Source organism: Variovorax durovernensis (genome assembly GCF_977011995.1).
The window spans coordinates 1,105,811-1,129,438 of sequence record NZ_CDRNCW010000002.1; the positions used below are offsets into that span (position 1 = coordinate 1,105,811).

Here is a 23,628-nt window from a genome sequence, read left to right on the forward strand (position 1 = left end):
GCAGGCCGACGGTGATGGTGCGCGATGTGCCTGGCGTGACCCAGACGCGGCTGTATGAACTCGTGTAGTAGGTCTTGTCGAACAGGTTGTCGACATCGAGCGTCACGCGCAGCGTGGGGTTGAGGCGCCAGTACGCAACCAGCTTGGCGGTGGTGTAGGCCGGCAGGTCGAACGCGGGTGTTCCCGCGTTCGCCTCAGCCTGCGTGCGGGCCTGGCCCAGGCGCTTGCCCATGTGGGTGAAGCCGCCGCCGATGCCATAGCGTTGGCCGTTGGAAAAGCCGTCCTCGTAGACCGCGAGCACGCTGCCGTTGACTCGCGGGACATTGAGCAACCGGCCGCCGACCTCCAGGGTGTTGTCCTTCGTGATCTCCACGTCGTTGAGTACCAGGCTGGCTTGACGCGCCAGTTTCTCGTGACCTGGCCCGAGAAGTCGAACTCCAGGCCCCGGCTGCGGATTTCTCCCGCCGCCACCGAATAGCCGGTGTTCACCGGATCGGAGGTCAGCACGTTGCGCTTGCGGATGTCGAAGAGCGCAGCGGTGGCGCCCATGCGCTGGTCCGCACTCTCCCATTTGGTGCCGAGCTCCAGCGCGCGGCCCGTCTCGGGCACAAAGCCGTTCGAGGCGAAATCGGAGCCTGTGTTCGACCTGAACGAACGGCCGGCGTTGGCGTAGAAAGTCCACTGCGGCGTCGGCAGCCAGCTCACACCGACGCGCGGCGAGGTCGACGAAGGTTCCTGGCTGGCCGTGGTGCCGTTTCTGCGATTGAGCAGCGACTGGCGGTAGTTGTCGGCGCGCACGCCCGCGACGAGCCGCCATTCCGGCGAAAGCTTGATCGCGTCCTGCACATAGAACGCGTTGTTGTTCTGGCGCTCCAGCGTGTCGGTGTTGGCCGTGGGCACCGGTTGAAGCTGTCCGTAGACGGGGTTGTAGATGTTGATCGCGTACGGCCGGGCAGTGGTCGGGTTCGCCCGCAGCATCAGGGAGTCCATGTCGAAGCGGAAGCTCTCCACGCCGAACAGGAGTTCGTGTTCGATGGCGCCGGTCTTCACGTTGCCCTGCAGTTCGGCCTGCAGTGCGATGTCGTTCGAGCTGTAGTCGCGGTAGCGGCGCTGCCGTGCGAGGTTGCCGTTGGCCAGCAGCGCAGTCGGCTCGGTGGAGAAGCCCTCGAGCGAAGTCTCGCGGTACGACAAGCCCACCCGGCTGCGCCACGTCGAGTTCCATTCATGGGACAGGATGAACTGGTGCGTCTGGTTCTTGACGGTCATGTCGCCATCGGCCGGTTCGCCGAGGAAGCGGCTGCGTGGAATGGCGCCCAGGCGGTTGTCGACCGCCACCACGCCGCGGTCCAGCGGCGTGGCATGCCGCAGGTATTCGCCCGCGTACTCCAGCACCGTGTCGGGTCCGAGCTTCCAGGTGAAGGCTGGTGCGATGACTTCACGTTTGGCACTGACGAAGTCACGAAAGCTGTTGCGGTCTTCCACCGCCACGTTGAGCCGGTAGGCGAAGTTCTCGCCGATCGGGCCGGTGCTGTCGAAGGCGCCACGCCTGAGGCCCTGGCTCCCGGCGTAGGCCTCGACCGAATTCGCGGCCGTCCACAACGGACGCTTGGACACGATGTTCAGCGTGCCGCCGGGTTCGCTGCTGCCGTAAAGCGCAGCCGCGGTGCCTTTGAGGAACTCGATGCGCTCCACACCCGCCAGATCGCGCGGCGCGTTGAACCCCCGGTTCGAGGAAAAGCCGTTGAGCAGCGTCGCCATCCCGGTGTTCTCGTTGCCGGGCAGGCCCCGGATGGCGATGTTGTCCCAGAGGCCGCCGAAGTTGTTCTGGCGCGAAACGCCGCCGACGTAGTCCAGCACGTCATCGAGCTTGGTGGCACCCAGGTCGTCGATGGCCTGGCGCGTGACGATGCGCACCGATTGCGGCAGCTCGCGCAGCGGCAGGTCCGTCTTGGCCCCGGCAGCTTCTTCGGCCTGGTATGTGCCCGACTCGCCGCGGCCGACCACTTCGATGGATTTCAGCTGGCCCTCGACAGGGGTATCGGAAGACTGGGCGATGGCCGGTCCGGCAAACAGCGCCGAGACGGACAGCGCAAGAGGAAGGCGGCGGAACAGGGGAACGCGTTTGCGCGCGCGTTCGGAAAGAATGGCGATCATGAATGGCACTCGACGAGACAGTGCCGCCGTGCCTTCGACGGGCTCGGCAGCAAGATAAAAAATGAACGCGTCACAGCCCCGCGGAGGGGTGCGGCGGAATGTCAGGTCGATGCGTACGGAGGATCGCGCGAGGCGAAGGGCCAGCGGCCCGGATCGGGCACGAAGGACAGCGCGGGCGGTGCCCGTGGAAGTGCCAAGGCAAACGCCACTTCGAGCGCGGCCAGCCGCCGAGCGGGCGCAGTGGCATGGTGCACATAAGCAAGGCACCACTCGCACAGGCCTTGAGCTTCCTCGCTATGCCCGAGAGAGCCGGCATCCACGCGGGCTTCGAGAGCGGCTTCCTGCTCCACACCTGCCATTGCCTGGCGCAGATGCCCGGCTTCGTGCAACGGCATGCCGATGGCCGCGTTGAAGAACACGGCCAGCAACAGAAGCTGAAGGAGGCGTTGGAGATGGAGAGGACGAAGCTGCATGGCGAGGCGGAAGGATCATACTGGCGAGAGCCGGTGGCGCGGACCAGGCACGTGCTACCCGAAGCAAGCGCGCAAAAAAATGCCTCAGGCAGGCACGCTTTCCGTTCTGGACGCCCTGCCGCTTATCCACATGTCCATCGCCAGCATGACCAGCAGGGACGCCCCCACCAGCGGAAAGGCGATACCGCCCAGCGCCAGCAGTGCCAGCACCACGCGCAACGTGCGCCGGTCCGAGGGCAGCGGCGGCACGCCGAGCCCACCTGCGGGCCGTCGTTTCCACCACATGGTCGCGGCACTCACGCACAGCAGCACGATGCCCAGACAGACCACAACCAGCAACGCCTGGTTGGGCACGCCGAATTCCTGCCCGAGGTGAACATTGATGCCCCATTCGAGCCAACGCGCGACTGGACCATAGTCCGCATAGCGCATGTCGATCAGCGTCTTGCCGCTGTACTGGTCGATGTGGATCATGCGCTGCTGCGTCAGGTCGCTCGGATAGGCCGACGCCGTGTAGACGCCGCTCGGCCCCTTGGGTGGGTTGACGGTGTAGCCCCGGGCGATGCCGAGCCGCTCGAAGATCCCAATCGCGGCATCGAGACCGATGGCACCGTCAGCAACCATGGGCTGCAGGGCCGCGCCCGGCTCTGCGTGCCCCTCATGACCTTCATGCCCGTCATGTCCCTCGTGACTTGAGCGCGGAACGCGCGCCTGTTCGAGCGACCACGAGGTCGGTGCGCCGTCTGCCAGGCGCTGCTGCGACATCGGCACCTGCACGCGCACACCTGCCGGATACCCGAAGTTCTGGCCGTTGACCCACTGGTTGACCTTGGCGCCCCAGAACACCGACCACGGCATGCCCGTGAAGGCCAGGAACACCAGTGCGGCGCCGACGAAGATGCCCGTCACCGCGTGCAGGTCTCGCCAGAACATGCGTTGCCGGAGTCGTCCGCGCACCGTGACCACGCCGCCACGGCGCCCGCGCGGCCACCAGAGATAGATGCCGGTGACCACCAGCAGGATCGCCCACCCCGCCGCGATCTCGATGGCACCGCGCGCCACCGACCCGAAGTACTTCAGGCTGTGCAGCTTGCGAATGGTCCAGGCCACGCTCCCGCCCTCGGGGAGAGCGCCCAGTACCTTTGCGCGATAGGGGTCGACGAACACGACGACCTGTTCGCCGCTCGCGCTGGCGATGCCCACCTCCGCCGACTCATCACGCGACGCCGCTGGCGTGTACTTGCGCAGCGTGCCGGGGTGAACCGCCAGCGCGGCCGCGACCAGTTCGCTGTGCGCCAAGGCAGGCCCCTGCCCTGCCTGCACGAACTTCAGGTCATGGTGGAAGTACCCGTCGATCTGCTGCTTGAAGACGAACAGGCCGCCAGTCAGCGCCAGCCAGATCAGGAACGGCAGCACGAGCAGGCCGGCATAGAAATGCCAGCGCCACACGGCGCGGTAGAGGCTGCCGGCAACAAAGGGCGCCGTGTGGCGCGGCAAGGCTTGTGCAGTCATCAGAACCTCAGGTTCAGGCTGGCGTACACACCCCGGCCGTCGCCGGGCGAGTAGCCGGAAGAGCCGCTGTCGTACCAGGCATAGACATACTTGCGGTTGGTCACGTTCTTCACCTGCAGGTTCACGTCCATCGTGGGCGAAACGCGGTACGTGGCGCCCAGGTTCAGCAGCGCATAGCGTCCGAAGCGGCCCAGCGTGTTGGTGCGCTCCACGTAGTAGTCGCCCTGCGCATTGGCCCAGGCGGACAGCTTGAGCTTGTCGCTCGCCTGGTAGTCCACGCCGGCGGACACCAGGTAGTGCGGCACGTTCTCGATCTCCTTGCCGCGCGTGGCGGGTGCACTCGGGTCCGGTGCCGTGATGCGGGCCACCTGGTGCGAATAGGCGACCCAGGCCGTGGTGCGTGCATTCGGCTTGGCATTGAGCTGGATGTCGAAGCCCTTTCTGAGCGTCTTGCCGACGTTGCCCAGGCCACCCGGGTCTGGCAGACCGTCGACGCCCAGGACGCGCGCGACTTCCCCGGAAGCGCGCTGCTCCCAATAGGCGACACGCCCGTCAAGCCATGGCAGCGGATTGAACTTGACGCCGGCCTCCCAGCCGTCGTTGATCGACGGTTTGAGGTTGCGCATCTGCGTGCGGTAGGCATCGATGCCGGTGCCGATCTGGAAGGTGCGGCCCCAGTTGGCGTAGAGGCTCGCCTGCGGATTCAGCGCATAGGCCACGCTGATCTTGGGCTGCTGGACGAGCCCGTAGTCATGCACCGGCGAGGTGATGCGGCCGAGCCGGTCGGTGAACTGGCCGCCCACGTGGTCGACCCGGAAAGCCGGCACGATCTTCAAGGCCTCGACCGGACGGATCACGGCCTGCACATAGGCCCCCTGCGTGTCGAGATCGAAATCCCAGTCGCGAAACTGCGAGGTGCGCATGCGCTCGGTGGTGCGGTAGCGCTGGCCGAGGTTGTGCTGCCACTGCGCGTCGAGCCCGCCTTCGAGTGTGAACTCGTGCGCCCAGTTGACCTGGGGCCGCCATGTCAGCGAGGTGATCACACCCTGCTGCTTTTCGTCGTTGTACCGCTCCTGCTGGGCGCTCGCTGCAGAGAAGCGCACCCAGCGCCGGTTCTCGTACTGGTTGGCATAGACCTTGGTCGACCACGACAGGGTGTTCGTCAGCTCACCGTCCAGATGCGCGCTGAGCTGCGCCGTCTCGCGCTCGCCGCGGTCGGCGGATGCATACGCGGGCGAGCTGCGCGGCGCGTGCATGGCCTGGTCGTAGCTCAGGTAGCCGGACTCCAGCGCCTTGTTACGGTAGTAGCGCGCTATGACGCCTGCGCGCCAGCGGCCATCGTCGCTGGTGTAGAACCACTTGCCTGAAAAGGCCAGCTTCCTCGCATCGGCGTGGTCGCGGTAGCCGTCCGAGTCGCGGTAGGCCAGCGAATAGTTCTGGCTCCAGTTGCCGCTCTCGATGCCCTTGGCGATCTCGACCTCCTTGGTGCCGAAGCTGCCGACGGTGAGGCTCGCGCGCCCCTGGTTGCCGCCGGTTCGCGTGATCACGTTCGCGTTACCGGCGATGTTGTTCAGGCCATAGCGCGGGTCGTTGGTGCCGCGCACGATCTCGATGGCCTCGATGTCCTGCGGGAACACAGCGTCGAGGAACGGCATGCCGCCCGCGTTGTCGTTGCTCGGGATGCCGTCGATCAGCAGCTTGACCGCATTGACGCGGCCTTCGCCGTTGAAGCCGCGAAACGAGAAACGTCCTGCATCAGTGCCTTGCTTGAACTGCGTGACCTGCACGCCCGGGGCGCGCGACAGCAGCTCCCAGCTGTAGTCGACATGCTGGTCCTCGAGCACGCTGGCCCCCAGGATGTCGACCGAACTGAACACCTGCCGTGCGGACAACGGTCCGCTGGCCGTGGCCTGGATGTTGACGGTGCCCAGCGTCAGTGCGGAACTGTCTGTGTTCTTGTCGGTTTGCGCGGCGACGGGCGCAGCGAAGACGACCGCGATGGCCGCGATGGCCGCGGCCAGGTTTGTTTTTTTCATCGAAATTTCTATGCGGATCGGGGATGCGATATGTTGTCCATCGGCTTTTTCAGGATTTGCGGCGGGCGAGCGCCGAATGCCCCTGTGCCATGAAGCCCTTGAACATGTCGTCCACCATGGCCTTGACCGCCGGCGGCGCAGTGCGCGGCGAGCCGGCGTTGAAGGGCGGCTCGGGGGCGTATTCCGCGAGCAGTTGCACCGTTTCGGCATACGGCTGGTCGCGCAGCATGGCGACCATGCGCAAGCCCAGGTCCAAGCCAGCGCTCACGCCGGCACCGGTGATACGGTTGCGGTCCTGCACCACGCGCGCTTCCACGGGGATGGCACCCACATCCGTCAGCAGCGGCCGTGCGACCCAGTGCGACGTCGCCTTGTAGCCCTTGAGCAGCCCCGCCGCGCCAAGCACCAGCGATCCGGTGCAGACGCTGGTCACCCATTTCGCGCTGGCGCCGCGCTGCGCGACGAAGCGCAGCAGCTCCTCGTCGCGAAGTGCTGCCAGCGTGCCCTCGCCGCCGCCGGGCACGAACAGGATGTCGAGTTCGGCGGGGCATTGCGCGAGCGTCGTGGTCGGCGAGATCGCCAAGTGGGTGTCGCTGGTCACCGGCGCCATGGTCTTGGCGACGTGGTGCACCGTCGCGCCCATGAGTCCGGCAAACATGTACTGCGGCCCCACGAAATCCAGCGCGGTGAATCCCGGGTAGAGCAGCATCCGATTTGCTCCTTGCCGGTCCAGTGCGCGGGCATGGCGCTCATGTCGTGCGTGACAGTCACCGGTGTGGCCTTGTCTTCGGCCGCGCCGGCCAGCCATGGCGATGCGGCCAGGGCGACCGCCGCCGTACGAAGGAACGACCTGCGTTCGATGGTCATGTCGCTTTCCTTCAGTAGTCCAGCCGCAGCGTCAGCTTGGCCGTGCGCGGCGTGCCCAGCTTGATCCAGTCCGAGACGAACTGATGGCTGCCGGTGTAGTACTTCTTGCCAAAGAGGTTGTCGATGTTGAATTGCAGCGCCGCCTTGGCGCTGCCCAGCGCGAAGCGGTAGGCCAGCATCGCGTCAACACGCGCATAGCCCGGCAGCTGGAAGGTGTTGCCCACATCGCCCTGGCGCTGGCTCTGTGCGAACACGCCCGCCCCGCCGCTCCACTGGCTGTCGAAGGCATAGCGCGCCCACAGGCTGGCTGTGTGTCGCGCGACGTTGGCCAGTTGCTTGCCTTGGTAGGTCGGGTCCTCGGTGACCCGCGTGTCGGTATACGCGTAGGAGCCGATGAGCGAGAGCCGCTTGGTGATCTCGCCGGACACGTCCCACTCCAAGCCACGCGAGCGCGCCTTGCCGATGGTGATGGTGTTGTAGTACGGCGCGGTATCGATGGGCACGGAGCCGCCGCGGTTGCGCTTCACCAATTGGTAGAGCGCCACGGTGGAGCTGAGCTTGCCGTCGAACAGCTCGATCTTGTGGCCGATCTCGAACTGGCTGGCCTTCTCCGCCTTCAGCGCGGCCAGCGTCACCGCGTCGCGCCCGTTGTTGGCCGAGACAGCATCCTGGTACTGCGCGTAGACCGCCTGGTTGGGCGCGAACTGCCACACCGCGCCCAGCCGCGGCGTGGTGAAAGAGGCCTTGTTCGGCGGCGTGGTGGTGTCGCTGGCGTAGACGGCGCTGGTGCGGTCGTGGCGCAGCGCACCGGTCAGGAACACGCCGTTGCCGAACGCCACCTGGTCCTGCACGTACAGGCTGGTCCAGCGGTTCTGGTCACGGATGTCCAGCGGCATGGCCGTCGTGGTGTCGAGCCTGGGCGTCATGCCCAGCAGCGGGTTGTAGATGTCCACCGCCGACAGCTGCTGGAAGTACGTGGTGCCGCTCTTGCGGCTGTTGTACGTGTCGAAGCCTACGAGCACGGTGTGCTTGACGCCGCCGGCGTCGAACTTGCCGATGAGGTCGACGTTGAACTGGTCGAGCTTGTACCGTCCGTCGGGCCGCACGTAGTAGTAATAGCGGCACATCGGATTGCCCGAGCCCGTGCAGCCGTCGCCAGGTGACATGCCCGCGCCCAGGTCGACGCGGTAGGGCGTCACGTCCATTTCGGAGGTGTCGCCGCGCACGCTCAGCACTTTCCCCTTGATCTGCCAGGTGTCCGACAGCTGGTGCGAACCCTCGAGCTTGAAGCTGGTGGTCTTGGTACCCGAAAGCGTGGGCGAATCGTTGAACTGTCGCGACCACGGCAGGTTGGCCGGCCGGTCGCCGATGGCGGGCACGCCGTAGTCGGTGCGGTAGCGCTGGCTGCTGTAGTCGATGGTCGCGGTCACGCTGGTGCGCGCATCGGGCACCCAGGCCAGGCTGCCGGTGAACGCGCCCAGCTTGTCGGTCACGTAGTCACGGATGGAGTCGGTGCTGTAGTACGAGGCGGCCACGCGCGCGCGCACGGTGCCGTCGGCATTCACCGGCCCCGAGGCTTCGATGCCGGTGCGCGACAGCCCGTACTGGCCGACCGTCTGCTCGAAGCTGAAGGCCGGCACGCTGCTGATCGGCTTGGTCACCACGTTGATGAGGCCGCCCGGCTCGGCGCGGCCATACAGCACGCTCGAAGGGCCCTTGATCACCTCGACCGACTGCACGTTGGCCATGTTGATCGGCACGCCGGCCACCTTGCTGCCGTCGATGTAATAGGTGGAACTGCCCGACATCGGGCCCATCGCGGTCATCGAGATGCTCGGAAAGCCGCGCAGGATCGCAAGCGGCTGCGCCGAACCGTTGAAGCCGAAGTCGGACTGCACGCCCGACACGTTGCGCAGCGCGTCGCCCAGGTTCAGCGCGCTCTGATCCTGGATGACCGACAGCGGCACGACTTGCACGCTTTGCGGGTTCTGCAGCGAGGGCGTGTCCGTGCGCGTCGCGGTCGCGCTCTCGGGGGCCTGGTAGCTGTCGCGGTCGGCGCTGACCGTGACAGGGGGCAGGCTCTGCTGCGCGCTGCCTTGCGCCAGCGCGGTGCCGGCGCCGAAGCCCAGGCCCGCTGCGCACAATGCGGCGGCCAATGGTTGGAGGCGGAATATTCTTCTCATGGGGTATGTCTCTGCGCAGGCCGCGCAGAAATTCAAATGCATCAACGCGCGCAGCGCGCGTTCGACGTTGGACATGGAAACTCCTGAAGCCGGACGCACCGGCCCGGCAAGATGCAAAAGATCCGCTGGCAGGCGTCAACGCCGGCAGCGGAAGGCTTCGGACTTCAGGAGATGCGCGGAGGCGCGCGGGGCTGCGCAGTCGACCACGCGAACACGGCGCGCGGAGCTGCAAGGAAGAGTGCGGGCAGGCCGTAGTGCAAGGTCGGCACGAACAGCACCGGCGAAGTTGCGGGCGGCAGGCCCAGCTGCACCGCATGCGACGAGCAATAGGGGCAGTGCGCACGCGCGTGATCGTCGGTCTGCTTGCTCTTCGACGGCTCGGCGGCCGCGCCGTCAACGTGGACCAGTTGCTGGCCCAAGGCCGTGCAGACCTCGATCCAACCGGCACCACCCTGCGAGGGCTGGAAAGCATGCGACAAGACAGGCGCAACAGAGCCCATCAGGACGGCCAGACAGGCGATCCATGAGATGAGTTTTCTGAAGCGTTGGCCGACGCGCATGGCGGGATTCTAGATGCCTGAATACAACGTTGGTTCACGACAAGGTGCCATCGAAAGGGTGCCTCACACATAATCGCCCCATGCCCGCCCTGCGCCACGCCCGCCATCTCGTCCGCTTCGTGCTGGCGTGGTTCGTGTTGTCGCTGGGGGTGGCGATCGCATCGCCGGTGGTCCAGCCGCAGGCGATGCAACTCGTGTGCTCGGCGGCAGGCGCCATCAAGGTGATTGTGCAGACCGACGACGGCGCGCGCGAACTCGGCGCCAGTCATCTCGACTGCCCGATGTGCATGCTGACCGGGGCACCGCCGCCTGCGGCGCAACCCGTCGATCTCCCGAACGTCCTGCCGCTGGGCCATGCCGTCCAGCCGATCCCGGCCGCGCGCATCGCAGCGGCCACCGCCGCGCCCTTGCCCGCGCGCGGGCCTCCTTCGCTCTCCTGACTCGTTTTCGGTTCCGTCGCACGTGACGCCGCCCATGGCAATTGCCATGGACATCCGTCGCACGCTGCCACGCACTTCCCTGCAATGAGTCGGCGCCCCCGGTGGGCGCCGAAGAGAGCTTCACATGAACAAGACCCTTTTGTCGCTCGCGCTCGGCGCGGCATTCCCCTGGCTGGCCGTGCCCGCCTTCGCGCAAGGTGCTGCGGCCGCAGAAGCCACCGCGGACAACACGCCCGAGCGCACCAAGTCCCTCGGCGTCGTCACCGTCACCGGCGGCCAGCCGACCTCGCTGCCCACGCAGATCCCCACCACCATCGAGGGCGTGACGCGCGAGGAGATCGAGACGCGCATCAACGCCACCGACAGCGAGGACGCGCTCAAGTACCTGCCGAGCCTGCTGGTGCGCAAGCGCTACATCGGCGACTACAACCACGCCATCCTGTCCACCCGCGCCTCGGGCACGGGCAACAGCGCGCGCTCGGCGGTGTACGCCGACGGCATCCTGCTGTCGAACTACCTGGGCAACGGCATCGCCAACGGCACCAACTTCGCGCCGCGCTGGGGCCTGGTCACGCCCGAGGAGATCGAGCGCGTCGACGTGATGTACGGTCCGTTCTCGGCGGCCTATCCCGGCAACTCCGCCGGCGCGGTGGTCGACTACGTCACGCGCATGCCGACGCAGCTGGAGGCGCACGTGAAGGTCGGCTACTCGTCGCAGCCCAACAACCTCTACAGCACCCGCCAGACCTTCAACAGCTGGCAGACCAGTGCGTCGCTGGGCAGCAAGAGCGGCGACTGGTCCTGGTGGATCGATATCAACCGCACCGACAGCGAGGGCCAGCCGCTGACCTTCACCACCGCCACCCTGGCCTCGGGCGTGGCCAGCCGCGCGGGCACGTCGGTCTACGGCGCGCTGGGCGGCCTCAACACCACCAACACGCCCTGGTACATCCTGGGCACGGGCACGCAGTACCACACGCTGCAGGACCACGCCAAGCTCAAGCTGGCCTACGACTTCTCGCCCACGGTGCGTGCCACCTACACGCTCGGCTGGTGGCAGAACACTTCGAACGGGCAGTCCGCCAGCTATCTCACCAATGCGCAGGGCCAGCCGGTGTACAGCGGCCTGGTGAACATCAACGGGCGCAGCTTCAACCTGGCGCCTACAGCCTTCCCGCTCACCGAGGACAGCGCCACGCACTACATGCACGGGCTCTCGGTCAAGAGCAACACCCAGGGCGAGTTCGACTGGGAGCTGGCCGCGAGCCTCTACGACTATTCGAAGGACACGCAGCGCGCGCCCACCACCGCACTGCCGCTCGCGGCCTACGGCGGCGCGGGCACGCTGCAGGACCAGGGCGGCACCGGGTGGAACACCCTGGCGGCCAAGGGCACCTGGCGCCCGCAGGGCGTGGGCGGCGCGCACATCGTCGATTTCGGCGTGGGGCGCGACGCGTACAAGCTCGGCATCGTGAAGACCAATGTGCTGGGCAACTGGCAGGACGGCGCGGCGTTCACGCCCGTGAGCAACGTGGGCGGGCGCACCGAAACCTACAGCGCGTGGGCGCAGGACGCCTGGTCGTTCGCGCGGAAGTGGAAGGCCGTGCTGGGCCTGCGCTACGAGCACTGGGAGGCCAAGAACGGCTTCACCGCCACGGCGGCCACTTCGCAGTCGTACGCCTCGCGCAGCGAATCCGACGTGTCGCCCAAGGCCGCGTTGGCCTATCAGCTCACGAGCGACACCGTGCTGAAAGCCTCCGTCGGCCGCGCCGTGCGCTATCCCACCGTCGGCGAGCTCTACGGCGCCACCTCGGGCGGCGCACTCTCCTTCATCAACGACCCCACGCTGAAGCCCGAGAAGTCATGGACTGGCGAACTGTCGGCCGAGAAGGACCTGGGCAACGGCCTGCTGCGCGCCACGCTGTTCCACGAGACCACGAAGAACGCGCTGTACAGCCAGCTGATTCCCAACTCCACCGTCTCGCGCGTGCAGAACATCGACAAGGTGCGCACCACCGGCGTGGAGATCGCCTACACCGGGCAGAACGTGTTCATCAAGGGCCTCGACCTGGGCGGCAGCCTGACCTATGCCGACTCGAAGACAGTGGCCGACGCCGCCTTCCCGGCCGCCGTGGGCAAGTGGCAGCCGCGCGTGCCGCGCTGGCGCTCGACCGTCTACGCCACGTACAGGCCCGATGCGCGCTGGTCGTTCACGGCCGCGGCGCGCTACAGCGGCCGGCAGTACTCCAACCTGGACAACAGCGACGTGAACGCCTTCGCCTACTTCGGTGCGAGCAAGTACTTCACGGTCGACTTCCGCGTGCGCTACCAGATCGACAAGCAGTGGTCGGCCGCCTTCGGCATCGACAACGCCAACAACTACCAGTACTGGAACTTCCACCCGTATCCGCAGCGCACCTACACGGCCGAGCTGCGGTTCGACCTGTGAGGCCGGGCGCGCATCGAGGGCCGTTCAGTTCACGCCGTGCAGGTGGGCGTCGTCGCTCGAATCATCGTTCTGCGGGACGAACACCATGCCGGTCTTCGCGTTGTAGTCCATCAGGCCCGCGTAGCGGCCCCAGGCGATCATGGTCTCGAAGGTCTTCTCGGGATTGTCGTAAGGCAAGGCGCTGCCGATGTCCTTGATCACGCGCTCGGCCTCGACTTCCTCGTACTCCTTGAGCAGCGCGATGATGATGTGGAAGAGCCGCAACTTGAAGACCTGCTCCTCGAAGATCGCGCGCTTGCCGAGCCGGTCGGCGGCCACGAACTTGCGGCCCAGCTCCGTGAAGCGCACTTCCTGGCGCGGCGTGTCGATGAGGTCGAGAATCTCGGCCGCCTTGAGGATCGCGATCGTCTCGCCGAACTCCTTGCCGATCTCGTCCGAGATGTCGTAGATGTTGGACAGGTCCGGCGAGTCGCTGAGGATGCTCATCAGCCCCAGGATCTGGCCCACGGGCACCAGCGGAATGGATTCCATGCGTGTGCGGGCGCGCGAGATCGGCTGGCCCTTCTCGCTCGCCTCGGGCGGCAGGTCAGGCAGCGTCATCGTGGTGATGGACTCGTGGATCACGCTGACCAGCCGCTGGAATTCCGGGTGCTTGGTGTCCCGCGGGTAAGGCAGCTTGTTCTCCAGCACGAGCCCGACACGCCCCGGCCGGGGGAACACGACCACGATGCGCGTGGCCATCTCCACGGCCTCCTCGATGTTGTGCGTGACCATGAAGACCGAGCTGAGATCACCATTCGGGCCGCGCCACAGGCTGATCAGCTCCTGGCGCAGGTTCTCCGCGGTCAGCACGTCCAGCGCGCTGAAGGCCTCGTCCAGGCACAGCAGCCTGGGCCGGGACACCAGCGCCCGCGCGATGCCCACCCGCTGGCGCATGCCGCCCGACAGCTCGCGGGGGAAGGCCGCGTGGTAGTTGCCCAGGCCGATCAGTTCGATCGCGCGGTTGACCGCGGCGTCGCGCTCGGCCCGGCCGATCTTTCTCGACATGAGGCCCACCGCGACGTTCTGCTCCACCGTCAGCCACGGGTAGAGCGCGAAGGTCTGGAAGACGACCGACGCGTCGGGATTCACGCCGTCGAGCGATCTGCCGCTGGCCAGCGCGCGGCCCGAGGTCGGCGCGATCAGGCCGGTGAGGCAGCGCAGGATGGTCGACTTGCCCGAACCGGACTGGCCCAGCAGCGCCAGGAACTCGCCTTCGTTGACGGCCAGGTCGATGTTGTCGAGCACCTTGAGCTCGTGGTTTCCGGCGGTCCTGAATGTCTTGGTGACGGCGCACAGCTCGGCCACCGGCTTGGCCGGCTCGGGGGAACGGGGGGTTGTGTTCATTTTCAATCCAGCTTGAATCGGCGCTCGGCGAAGGCGTACAGGCGGCGCCAGATGAGCTTGTTCATCAGCACGACGAAGATCGACATCACGCCGATGCTCGCGATGATCAGCGCCGTGTCCCCCTCCTTGGTGACGGTGGCGATGTAGGCACCCAGGCCCTGCGCCTTCAGGGTCGTGCTGCCCCAGGTGGCGAGTTCGGCCACGATGCTGGCGTTCCACGCCCCGCCGGCGGCCGTGCAGGCGCCCGTGACCCAGTACGGGAAGATCGCCGGCAGGATCAGCGTGCGCCACAGGTTCCAGTCGCGCAGGCCGTAGACCCGTGCCGCTTCCTTGAGGTCGTTGGGGATGGCCATGGCGCCCGCGATCACATTGAACAGGATGTACCACTGCGTGCCCATCGCGATGAGCAGGATGCTGCCCCAGTCGAGCGTGACGTGGGTGGCGACGAAGAAGCCAACGACGATCGGGAAGGTCATGTTCACGGGGAACGACGCGCCGATCTGCGCCAGCGGCTGGGCGAACCGCGCCACGCGCGGCTGCGAGCCGATCCACACGCCGACCGGCACCCAGATCAGCGTGGCCAGCACCGTCATGGCGGCGACGCGCAGGGCCGTCAGCGCACCGAGCCAGACGATGTGGCCGAAGGCAGCCAGCGTCAGCGCGCCGTGCAGCGCCGCCACGGCCGCCGCCAGGGCTCTCAGGACTTCGAAGCCGATCCACACGGCGAGCACGATGCCCGCCGCGCGCCAGAGCAGCTTCTGTCCGCCGGCCTTGATCCGCACCGGAACCCGCGCGGCCGGATTGGGCACCCGCGACACCCGGTCCTTCAGCGGCAGCCAGAGGCGCTCGCCGATCCAGGTGAACAGGTAGGCGCCGCGCAGCAGGTTGTAGACCCATGAGGTGGCCGGTGTCGCCGACTCGGTCAGCTCGATCTTGAACTTGTCGGCCCACGCCAGCAACGGGCGCCAGACCAGCTGGTCGCTCACGAGGATCAGCACGATCATGGCCACCACGGCCCACAGGGCGGCCGTGTTGTCGCCCTGCGCGATGGCCTGCGCCATGTAGGAGCCCAGGCCCGGCAGCTTGATGTCCTTGTTCATCACGCTGATGGCCTCGCTCTGCGCGACGAAGAACCAGCCGCCGCCGAAGGACATCATGGAGTTCCATATCAGGCTGTGGGCCGAGGCCGGCAGCTCGACGGTGCGAAAGCGCTGCGCGCGCGTCAGGCCGTACGTCGACGCCGCCTCCTGCATGTCGTTGGGGATGGTCACCATCGAGTGATAGAACCCGAACGCCATGTTCCAGACCTGCCCCGTGAAAATGGCGAAGATCGCGGCGCATTCGACGCCCAGCAGACTGCCGGGGAACAGCGCCATGAACCCCGCCACGGTGGCCGACAGAAAGCCCAGCACCGGCACCGACTGCAGCACGTCGAGAGCCGGCAGGATGAAGGCGCGCGCCGTGCGGTTCTTTGCAGCCAGGTAGCCGGTGGCAATGGCGAAGAACAGCGAGAAACCGAACGCGATCCACATGCGCATCAGGGTGCGGCCCGCGTAATAGGGAATCTGGCTCGGCGAGCTGTCGATCTGCGGCACTGCCGCCGGATCGAAGTGCACGATCATGCCCTTGCCGAAGTGCAGCGCGCTCCACAGGAGGCCCAGCAGGATCAGCAGGAACAGCGCGTCGATCCAGCCGAGCGTGCGCCGCTCTTCCACGATCGCAAGCTGGGGGGCGGTACTTTTCATGCGGGCTTGCAGTTCTTTGCTTCGACGACGGGGTGCCGGCCACGGTGTTGCTCGGCAGCCGGCTGGCTTTCAGGTTTCAGGAGGCGGCTCTTTCGTCCGAATGAAAAAATGCCCCGCTTCGCGAGGCATCCTGAGCTTGGCGGGCGGGATTTTCCTGGTGGTTCAGCGTACCCAGTGGCACACACGGTGGTGATGGCGCGCGTCCCACTTGCACACCTTGTGCTTGGGCTGATGATGGGGCGCGGCGGAAGCAACGCCTGGGGCCAACAAGGCCACGCCGGCGAATGCGAGGATGCCGGCAAAGATGAGCTGCTTGGTTTTCATGGTGGTCTTTCTAAGCAATGACATCGAGGAACGCGTCATACATCAGGCGCAACCCCTCAACGATCCGAGTTGACACTTGGATGACATTTGATAACAGCCATGGATTCAACGTCAGCCCCTAGATGGTTGGCGGCTTCGCATGCGAGTCGGGAACCACCGCATCGGCAAGCTGAGCCGAACGAACGGTCAGGTCTGGGCGGGTCGCCGCTTCGCCAGATACATCGAGGTCGTGCTCGGCAACGCGTGCCCCAGGTTGTTCTGCACCACCGCCAGCGGCAGCGGTGCCCGCCCCGCCCTGCCCTGCAAGGCGTGCGCACCATGGGTATGGCGCAGCCAGTGCGTGCTGGCCTTTCGCAGGTGTTCGGCGTCGGCGGCATCGAGGTCCTGTGCGGCGCGCGCCAGGAACGCCTTGATGGCCTGGTAGAGTCCCGAGGACGACCAGGCGGCCGGATGCTCGGCCCCGGTGTCGAAACGCGCCAGCACGGGAACGTTCCGATTGCCGGGTGCGTCGACCTGCCGGTCGAAACCGTGGCGCGCCAGTTCTTCCTCCAGTTCCTCGATCAGCTCCAGCGCCACCGGCACCTCGCGGCGCCCCCCTGCCCTGCCGGTCACCGACAGCAGCCAAACGGGCGCCACCGAACCGTCGCCCGGCGTGGCCTCCTGTCGTGGACGCAGGTCCCCGCAGCAGGCGCCGGCGATTTCGGCCAGGCGCAGCCCGGTCGCATACAGCCAGTGCATGCCGCGGCGCAGCCGTCGACCGGCCTCGGTGTCCCCATGTGAGCGCAACCGCGCATCGATGTGGTCCCACTGCGCGAAGCTCAGGGTGCGGTTGGTGCCGAGCGGCTGCCCAGCCTGCGAGGGCAAGGGCGTCTCGTCGAAGGGGTTGCCCGTCACGTACCCCTGGGCAGTGAGGAAGGCGAACAGGCTGCGGAGAATGACCAGCGCCTGGCGCAGCGCCACCGGCGTCAGCGGGCCCTCCAGCGGCCGCCACATCGGGGACCAGCGCTGATGATGGCGCCGTCCGCACCAGGCGACGGGCGGCCTGGCAAGGAAGGCACCGTAAGCCACCGCGTCCTCGCAAGTGAGCGACGACATGGCCTTGCCACGCTCCAGCACCGCCCATAGCAGCAGTCGCTCGGCCTCCTTGCGGTACGAGCGCTGCGTGGACGACAAGGGCTCCTGCGCGATGCCGCCACCCTTCGCGAGCAGCCAAGCGCCGATCGCCTCGTGGTCATTGGCCGCCGAGAGCCGGCATACCTCCCGCGGCGCGCGGCGGCTCCCGGCGCGGCCATCCAGTCCGGCGGGCAGCACGAACTTCTCGTAGGGCACCAGAGCGGTGGCGGGCGGAACCATCGCGTCCAGCGCGGCGGGGCCTAGCTGCGCGCGCCTGCGCGCCGCATGCACGCCGATGCGTACCCCCAGCACCTGCTCGTTGGCATGGAGCCAGTCGAGGATGCGTGCGGCCTTGTGTTCGCCCACGCCCGGGACCTTCGCCCACCAGCGCGCGCCGGCGTCGTTGATGCGCAGCACCAGTGCGGACAGCGTCGCAAGGCCCGCGCGTTCGAGCCGCTCGGCCAGGGCCGGATGCAGCCAGGCAGCCACGCTGTCGCCCGGGCGCGGGTCCTGTGCGACGAGGCTCTCGAGCCAGTGCAGCGCCTCCAGCTGGCGCTCGATGACGCGTGCGCGGCGCGAAGGCTGGGTGCCCCCCGCGGAGCGGGCCGTTCCCGCTGCGCCGCCGCCCTGCGGGAAAGCGGCTTCGTACGCCTCGATCTGTTCGGCCTCCGAGAAATCCTCCATGCCCTGGGCCTGGGCGAATTCGGCGAGGCTCGGCAGCGCCGGTGTCGCGGTGAAGCGCTCGGGGTCAAGCAGGATCAGGCGCGCGGTGCCCGGCTTCTGTTCACGGCGCGCGGCGGCGGCGAACGCATCTCGGATCCAGGCCACGGTGCGGCGCACCGTGCGCAGGTCGACGTGCTCGCCCTCAAGGCGCAAGTAGCGATCCCAGGCGGCGCGTTCATCGACCCCCTGGGCCAGTGCGCGCATGAACGCGAAGTGGCCCCGATGGAGCTTGCGGGGGGGTGTCGTTTTTTTCACTGGTGCTGGGTGCGCCGGGTGCCCGTCACGCTTGCCGGAACGTCCACCACCGGCGCGGTCCGCTCGCGGGTGGCGGCAGTTGCTCGGTGCGCCTGCCGTGAACGCGGCGTCGCAGTGCGACCTCGAGCGCGCCGTCTTCCAACTGGACCAGTTCCGCGGGACTCGGCGCGAAGTGGCGGGTCATCGCCCCACTCCCTGCGGTCGGGCACCGTTGGCGCCTAGCGCAATGCGTGCTCGGGTCCGGCCCGACGGTGCTCCCAAGGACACCCTTGTTCGGGTCATCGAGCGCACTGCCGCACTCAGTTGCAAGGTTTTATTCATAGACCGGTCGATGCGACGTGCCGCTGCCGCAGCGCCTCACCTTTTTTGCGGCGAACGGGCTGCGCCGGGTCACCCGTTTGCTTTGATTTTGCATAATCATCAATGCCAATTTTAGATGATCTCTTGGCGTTTTGGAGAAGCGAAAGTCGAGGTACGCGCTAAGTCCTTGATTCGATTGTGATTTTCTCGAGGCCTCCATCCATTCAGAAGGCGGAACATCGAGGCGAGAAGGACCATGCTGAGGCACTGGATTCGCTTCCGGGCCTAAGTGGGCGCTTGCATTGAGGATTTCACTGGGGGTCCTGCGCGCATGGGACGCCGCCCTGCTCCCTCACCCGCGCCAATCGATGGGGTGGGCATGATGTCAGCGCCACGTTTCTTGGCCTCGCTCTGATCGTCGGGCCTGCTGTCTTCGCATGTGGTGAGGGCTGCAGGCAGATCCTTCGTCGCGGGGCAATGTGAGAGGTATTGGGCAACGGCTCCAAGGGCGTGCCCGCCATTGAGCGGTTGTCTTCGCCTTTTCCCTTTGTGAGTACTTTTGGGATTTCAAGCGCGAAAGGCCGTTCGTCCGCGAAGCGGGCGCGTCATGCCGACAGGGCTCCTTTCGCACGGGAGTAAGCCCATACTTAGCTAGGAGAGAGCCATATGCAGGCCGAGAGGCATGTGCATCGCGTTGTCCGTTCCCGTGGAACCGCCCTCGCGGGGCGTGCTGCGGATGTGTTGACAGCCTCCACTACAAGGTGGGCGGCACGACGACCTCCCAGGCTGGAACCACAACGCGAGCAACTGCGCTGACCGCCGAGCGGATCGTGCCGCCCAGGCCGCGGTGGACGTCGGTTGCAGGCCAATATGGCGCTGTCGCCCGTGAGGGGCAGCTTCGCAGACGGGCTGTTTAATGCCACTGTCTTGTGTCCTCTGAAGAAGCGCCTCATCAGAGTACGGGCGCAAGTTCCCTGGCTCGGATTGCCGCAGCTCGCTATTCACTGCGGTCTCAAATCCCAACGATGCTCACATGAAGGCAGGCCCAGGTTTGAGCGGCGGGATCCCGCCAAGCGCATGTCGACAGGGAGAAAAGAATGGTGGAAAGTTGAGGGGCCAAACGCTGCGCGACCCTCACCCTCTGCAGACGTGATGGCGCAACGCGAAGCATCGGGGCGAGGCACGCCACGGACACGTCCAGTTCGAGCAGGGCACGCCGCACGCGCCTTGCACACAGCTCGAACCGCGTGAATCGTTCAGACTTGCCTTTGGAGGGAACGCGAAGTAAGCCGGGAGGTTCCGGTCGACGTCCGGCAGAAACCTCGGAAGCCTCGCGGCGTGACTCGAAACACCACGTCGCTGGCCTCCGACGCCATCCAGAATGCACTCGTGGAAGCGGCCCACCGGCAGTGCTTCGGCGCGGCCGCGGGCCACGCAGCGGCGAGCACTCACGATGGGGAAGACGGCTGTCCGACGGTTTTTCGGCCGCTGAACATCCGGTCGCCGACAGTGTGCAGGGGAGTTGCGCCGAGCGCGCCAGCCTTGACGCGGCCGGGGTCGCTTGCCCGGGGGCTGACCTGTGCGTGCTATTCACAGGACACCATGCGGCTTCATCTCTCAGCCCCGCGCCACCCAAGCCGGGGGCCGGCGCAGCGAGAGTGGCTTGGGGATGCGCTTCAACGACAGAGAGCATGCCTGCGGTGCAACTTGCGAGGCGCGGCGCCCATGAGCGCTCGATGGGCACCGGTGAAACATCCATACCGGGCGAGGGTTCCGGCCTGTCTGCATCCCGGCGACTCAAGCCCCGGGGAAGGTTCTTCCAGTCCAGAACCTCGGCGAATCGGGCTGGCGCCTTCCAGGCGCTCAGGAACTTCTCGAACCCCCTCCCCCTGATTCCTTGTCGCGCCTTCGCGATCAGCCGAGCATCCGGACCTTCTGCAAGGTCTCGCCGACGGACTTCAGCAAGATGTCCGGGGTCAAGCCGGATACGGCGCCGGATGTCAGGGTCAGCGTGACGGTGCCGTCTGGCGCGCGCAGGCAAGAACCGACGGTCTTTCCGTCGTTCACGATGGTCAGCTTCTCCGCCTTCGCCACAGCCTCCAACCCCTGCAGTCGGGCAACCACGGCGGCTGGTGCGAGCTTCATTCCACGCACCTTCTCGGCGCGCTTCAACACGCTGCGACGATCCTTGTCGAGCGCCGCATTGAGTTGTTCCGCATGCCGATGCTGCACTTCCAGCGGACTGCGGAAGCACTCCAGCACGGCCGAAGGCAGCTGCGCCACCATCAGTGCCTTGCGGATCCAGGTGTGGCTCACCCCGAGCTTCTCGGCCAGCTGGCGCTGGGTCGGGAACAACTGCTCCTCGAGGGCACGCTGGTACATCACGCCTTGTTCATAAGGCGAGAGATCAGCGCGCTCCCGGTTCTCACGATCCATGGCTGCGAAGAGTTCGGCATCGCCGAGTTCGTCGAGCCAGATGGCCGCCAGCACCGGAATCCCCAGCTCCAGACACGCCCGATGGCGCCGGTGACCAAAGACCAGTTCGTACTGGCCGGGTTCATCGACCAGCGGACGCACCAGGATCGGCTGCACGTTGCCGCCAGCCAGCTCGATGTCGGCCTTGAGGCCGGCGAACTCCGCGCTCTCGAACGAGGCCGGGTGGCGGTTGGCCCAGCGCGAGGCCCGGATGGTCGCGGGGTCGATCTTGCGCGTGGGTGTCGAGCCATCGTGCTGACGAAGCCGTTCGCGCAGTGCGGCCAATTCACCTTCGACGGCTTGCATCTGGCCGCGGAAGGCCAGCATCTGCCCGGGGCCGGTGCGGGGGGCGGGCTGACCCGTCTGTGCGGGTGGAAACCTGGTTTCCAGCGCCACGGGGGCCGCGCCTGGCAATGCAGGCGGGGCCGGGGTCATCGACACGGAGACCGGTGCCGCGGCGGGAACCGGTTCTGGAATCGACAGGCCGGCCGTCAATGCTTCGAGACGCTTGCGGGTACTAGCCATTGAAACCTCCTGGGCAATGGAAACCTGGTTTCCACGCGGGCCGCGTGGGACGGAATCGGCCGGACAAGGACGAAAAAGACGTCCGGGCCCGGATGCCTGGAAACCTGGTTTCCAGGCGGCAGGCCGCGACCACTGCGTGGAAACCTGGTTTCCACGCACGGGGCCCGCTCAGCCAGCGGCGGCAGGCGCGAGGCTCGCCGCGGAGGCTTTCAGCACTGCGCACGGCGCGACCGCGCGCCACGGGTGGCAGCGGCGTCGCGGTGGAAACCAGGTTTCCAGGCCGAGCCGTCGCCCTCTTCATTTCATGCAGCAAGGCTCTCATTGCACCTGCGCCTTGTCCGACCAGCTGCTGACCACCGATTGCTCGACCAGGTCGACGAAGGCGTCGTACGCATCGGCCGCGCGCTTGTAGGTCTTGGCCGCGCCTTCATATTTCTGCACGTCGTAGACGGTCGCGAACTCGGCCGCCTTGTTGCTGGTCACGCTGGTCTTGGGAATCTCCACCGGCAGCGTGTACTCACCATAGGTGGCCTGGATCCACTGCCGGACCGCCGGCGTGGCCGGATCGCTGGGGTCGACCCGGCTGAGCAGCACATGCAGGAACTCGAAAGCCTTGCGGGCGAGGTCGCCGCCTTGTGCATCGAGGTTTCCGCCCAGATCGGCGAGCAGCGACCAGAACTGCGCAGACGATGCGAAGTCGAGGCCCGAGGGCGGCACCGGCACGATGATCCCGTTGGCCGCCCACAGCGCGTTGATGGTCACGTAGGACAGCGAAGGCGGGGTATCGATGACGATCACGTCATAGAGATCACGCACGCTCTCCAGCCCGGCGTTGAGCACATCCCAGAAGCGCGCGCCTGGCTCCTGCATCTGGCGCGCCGGCAGCGCGAACTCGGCCGAGAAGAGAAAGGGCGCCGCCGCCACCAGGTCCAGCCCGTCCCAGTAAGTGGAGCGAATCGCATAGCGGATGTCGGACTGGCTGCCGTCGCACAGCGGGGCAATGGTCATGTCCTCGCTGATCTCCGCTTCGGGCAGCAGACCATGCAAGGTGGTGAGCGAGCCCTGGGGGTCGGTGTCGATGGCCAGCACGCGATGGCCACGCAGGCTCAGCCCCTGCGCCAGCACCATGGCCGTCGTCGTCTTGGCCACGCCGCCCTTGAAGTTCCCCACGGCGATCGTGAACGCCTTCTTGCCGGCAGGACGCATCTTGTCAGCGCGGTAGGTCCGCGTCCAGGCACGCAACTCGTTCAGCTCGAAACTGCGCTTGCCGCCGGCCGGCGTCAGCCGGCCGCTGGGCAGATCTTCCTTGGTGATGCGATAGGCCACGTGCGCCTTGTCGACACCGCACAAGGCTGCCAGTTGCGCGGTGGAGTAGATCGGTGCAACCTTGCGGGCTTCAGGTGCCAGCAGCCGCCCACGGATCTGCTCGACCATCGAGCCCGCGCGCACGGCCAGCGCCGCGATGCGCTGCATGTCGATGCGTGCACGCGGAGGGGAGGGGTTGGAGGGAGCGAGCGTGGAAACCTGGTTTCCAGCGCCGGCGGGAGCGGGCAACGCCATAGAGAACAGCCTTATTCAACAGAATTCAGCCATTCTATGAGAATCCGTCGAATGAACAAGATATGAAAACAGACTCACCCAACCGAGGCTGTCTATTGTGAGAAGAGTTGGGGACCAAGGTGAGATCGATTGGGATTGTCTCGCCTGGCGGGCCTCCAGGCGGTGCGGATTCCGAGGGATCCAGGCATCGATGACGCCCTCACGGCCCGGGCGAAGCGGCATTCAGCGCCGCTGTGTCGTGGGAGGCACGCAGTTTGTGCGTCGGAGCCCTTGTCCACTCACGCCAAATCCCAAGTAAGCACACATTGGCGCGGGCCAAATCCCATCCGACCTCACATTCAATCCCAAAGGTTCTCACATGAAATCCCAGCGTTACTCACACAAACCCTTCCAAGTACTTGTCGCGATTAAAGAAACTGCACCTTCAATTCTTCAATCTCCCCAAGTGTTTCTTTTCAAAGTATCAAGAGCTCTCGTCTGAACTGTAAATTGACCGAATCACAAAACCTCGGCATGATGTGAACCCGTTGATCCCCTGAAAGAAGTCC

Annotated in this window: 14 protein-coding genes and 1 pseudogene; 2 read left to right on the plus strand and 13 right to left on the minus strand. The window is 66.4% G+C overall.

Features of this window, described 5'->3' with window-relative positions; genetic code table 11:
• Window positions 1–142: 142 nt before the first annotated feature.
• The 7 genes and pseudogenes from ACWV14_RS37005 to ACWV14_RS37035 all read right to left on the minus strand — a co-directional run.
• Window positions 143–2,154, minus strand: a pseudogene (locus tag ACWV14_RS37005) (TonB-dependent siderophore receptor); the annotation flags it as partial.
• A 101-nt stretch (window positions 2,155–2,255) separates the two neighbouring features.
• Window positions 2,256–2,627, minus strand: coding sequence for a DUF2946 family protein (locus tag ACWV14_RS37010; RefSeq protein WP_454908796.1), 372 nt, complete (start codon window positions 2,625–2,627; stop codon window positions 2,256–2,258).
• Window positions 2,628–2,711: 84 nt separating this feature from the next.
• Window positions 2,712–4,139: a PepSY-associated TM helix domain-containing protein gene (locus ACWV14_RS37015; RefSeq protein WP_454908797.1), complete on the minus strand. Its 1,428-nt coding sequence runs from the start codon at window positions 4,137–4,139 to the stop codon at window positions 2,712–2,714.
• Window positions 4,139–6,175 (minus strand): TonB-dependent receptor, encoded by a 2,037-nt coding sequence (locus ACWV14_RS37020; RefSeq protein WP_454908798.1) that lies wholly within the window; start codon window positions 6,173–6,175, stop codon window positions 4,139–4,141. Before ACWV14_RS37020 ends, ACWV14_RS37015 begins: the two co-directional genes overlap by 1 nt.
• A gap of 49 nt (window positions 6,176–6,224) precedes the next feature.
• On the minus strand, window positions 6,225–6,884 hold the full coding sequence (locus ACWV14_RS37025; RefSeq protein WP_454908799.1) for a DJ-1/PfpI family protein: 660 nt from the start codon (window positions 6,882–6,884) through the stop codon (window positions 6,225–6,227).
• A gap of 169 nt (window positions 6,885–7,053) precedes the next feature.
• Complete coding sequence (locus ACWV14_RS37030) at window positions 7,054–9,225, minus strand: TonB-dependent siderophore receptor (protein ID WP_454914585.1); 2,172 nt, start codon at window positions 9,223–9,225, stop codon at window positions 7,054–7,056.
• A 164-nt stretch (window positions 9,226–9,389) separates the two neighbouring features.
• Window positions 9,390–9,785, minus strand: a complete 396-nt coding sequence (locus ACWV14_RS37035) for a DUF2946 domain-containing protein (RefSeq protein WP_454908801.1) — start codon at window positions 9,783–9,785, stop codon at window positions 9,390–9,392.
• A gap of 80 nt (window positions 9,786–9,865) precedes the next feature.
• On the opposite strand from ACWV14_RS37035, the gene ACWV14_RS37040 reads away from it, so the two are divergent.
• Both ACWV14_RS37040 and ACWV14_RS37045 read left to right on the plus strand, forming a co-directional pair.
• Complete coding sequence (locus ACWV14_RS37040; protein WP_454908802.1) at window positions 9,866–10,225, plus strand: hypothetical protein; 360 nt, start codon at window positions 9,866–9,868, stop codon at window positions 10,223–10,225.
• Between the two features lie 124 nt (window positions 10,226–10,349).
• Window positions 10,350–12,674, plus strand: coding sequence for a TonB-dependent receptor (locus tag ACWV14_RS37045; protein ID WP_454908803.1), 2,325 nt, complete (start codon window positions 10,350–10,352; stop codon window positions 12,672–12,674).
• 24 nt (window positions 12,675–12,698) lie between these two features.
• On the opposite strand, the gene ACWV14_RS37050 is transcribed toward ACWV14_RS37045, so the two are convergent.
• The 6 genes from ACWV14_RS37050 to ACWV14_RS37075 all read right to left on the minus strand — a co-directional run bounded on the left by ACWV14_RS37050 (window position 12,699) and on the right by ACWV14_RS37075 (window position 23,080).
• Window positions 12,699–14,060, minus strand: coding sequence for an ABC transporter ATP-binding protein (locus ACWV14_RS37050; RefSeq protein WP_454908804.1), 1,362 nt, complete (start codon window positions 14,058–14,060; stop codon window positions 12,699–12,701).
• Between the two features lie 2 nt (window positions 14,061–14,062).
• The gene (locus ACWV14_RS37055) at window positions 14,063–15,805 is read right to left on the minus strand and encodes an ABC transporter permease (RefSeq protein WP_454908805.1); all 1,743 of its coding nucleotides are present in this window, start codon (window positions 15,803–15,805) and stop codon (window positions 14,063–14,065) included.
• Window positions 15,806–15,967: 162 nt separating this feature from the next.
• Window positions 15,968–16,129: an HHHH-motif protein gene (locus tag ACWV14_RS37060; RefSeq protein WP_454908806.1), complete on the minus strand. Its 162-nt coding sequence runs from the start codon at window positions 16,127–16,129 to the stop codon at window positions 15,968–15,970.
• A gap of 186 nt (window positions 16,130–16,315) precedes the next feature.
• The gene (locus tag ACWV14_RS37065; protein WP_454908807.1) at window positions 16,316–18,169 is read right to left on the minus strand and encodes a phage integrase family protein; all 1,854 of its coding nucleotides are present in this window, start codon (window positions 18,167–18,169) and stop codon (window positions 16,316–16,318) included.
• Between the two features lie 2,265 nt (window positions 18,170–20,434).
• Window positions 20,435–21,391 carry a ParB/RepB/Spo0J family partition protein gene (locus ACWV14_RS37070; protein ID WP_454908808.1) on the minus strand — a complete coding sequence of 319 codons (957 nt, stop codon included), beginning with the start codon at window positions 21,389–21,391 and terminating at the stop codon, window positions 20,435–20,437.
• Between the two features lie 447 nt (window positions 21,392–21,838).
• Window positions 21,839–23,080, minus strand: coding sequence for an AAA family ATPase (locus ACWV14_RS37075; RefSeq protein WP_454908809.1), 1,242 nt, complete (start codon window positions 23,078–23,080; stop codon window positions 21,839–21,841).
• Window positions 23,081–23,628 lie beyond the last annotated feature (548 nt).

Excerpts from the sequence above, each read along its gene's own strand:
- ACWV14_RS37060 (WP_454908806.1), bottom strand. The coding sequence starts at position 16,129 with ATGAAAACCAAGCAGCTCATCTTTGCCGGCATCCTCGCATTCGCCGGC.
- ACWV14_RS37045 (WP_454908803.1), top strand. The coding sequence starts at position 10,350 with ATGAACAAGACCCTTTTGTCGCTCGCGCTCGGCGCGGCATTCCCCTGG.
- ACWV14_RS37050 (WP_454908804.1), bottom strand. The coding sequence starts at position 14,060 with ATGAACACAACCCCCCGTTCCCCCGAGCCGGCCAAGCCGGTGGCCGAG.
- ACWV14_RS37065 (WP_454908807.1), bottom strand. The coding sequence starts at position 18,169 with ATGCGCGCACTGGCCCAGGGGGTCGATGAACGCGCCGCCTGGGATCGC.
- ACWV14_RS37055 (WP_454908805.1), bottom strand. The coding sequence starts at position 15,805 with ATGAAAAGTACCGCCCCCCAGCTTGCGATCGTGGAAGAGCGGCGCACG.
- ACWV14_RS37020 (WP_454908798.1), bottom strand. The coding sequence starts at position 6,175 with ATGAAAAAAACAAACCTGGCCGCGGCCATCGCGGCCATCGCGGTCGTC.
- ACWV14_RS37010 (WP_454908796.1), bottom strand. The coding sequence starts at position 2,627 with ATGCAGCTTCGTCCTCTCCATCTCCAACGCCTCCTTCAGCTTCTGTTG.
- ACWV14_RS37025 (WP_454908799.1), bottom strand. The coding sequence starts at position 6,884 with ATGCTGCTCTACCCGGGATTCACCGCGCTGGATTTCGTGGGGCCGCAG.
- ACWV14_RS37015 (WP_454908797.1), bottom strand. The coding sequence starts at position 4,139 with ATGACTGCACAAGCCTTGCCGCGCCACACGGCGCCCTTTGTTGCCGGC.
- ACWV14_RS37075 (WP_454908809.1), bottom strand. The coding sequence starts at position 23,080 with ATGGCGTTGCCCGCTCCCGCCGGCGCTGGAAACCAGGTTTCCACGCTC.
- ACWV14_RS37040 (WP_454908802.1), top strand. The coding sequence starts at position 9,866 with ATGCCCGCCCTGCGCCACGCCCGCCATCTCGTCCGCTTCGTGCTGGCG.
- ACWV14_RS37030 (WP_454914585.1), bottom strand. The coding sequence starts at position 9,225 with ATGAGAAGAATATTCCGCCTCCAACCATTGGCCGCCGCATTGTGCGCA.
- ACWV14_RS37035 (WP_454908801.1), bottom strand. The coding sequence starts at position 9,785 with ATGCGCGTCGGCCAACGCTTCAGAAAACTCATCTCATGGATCGCCTGT.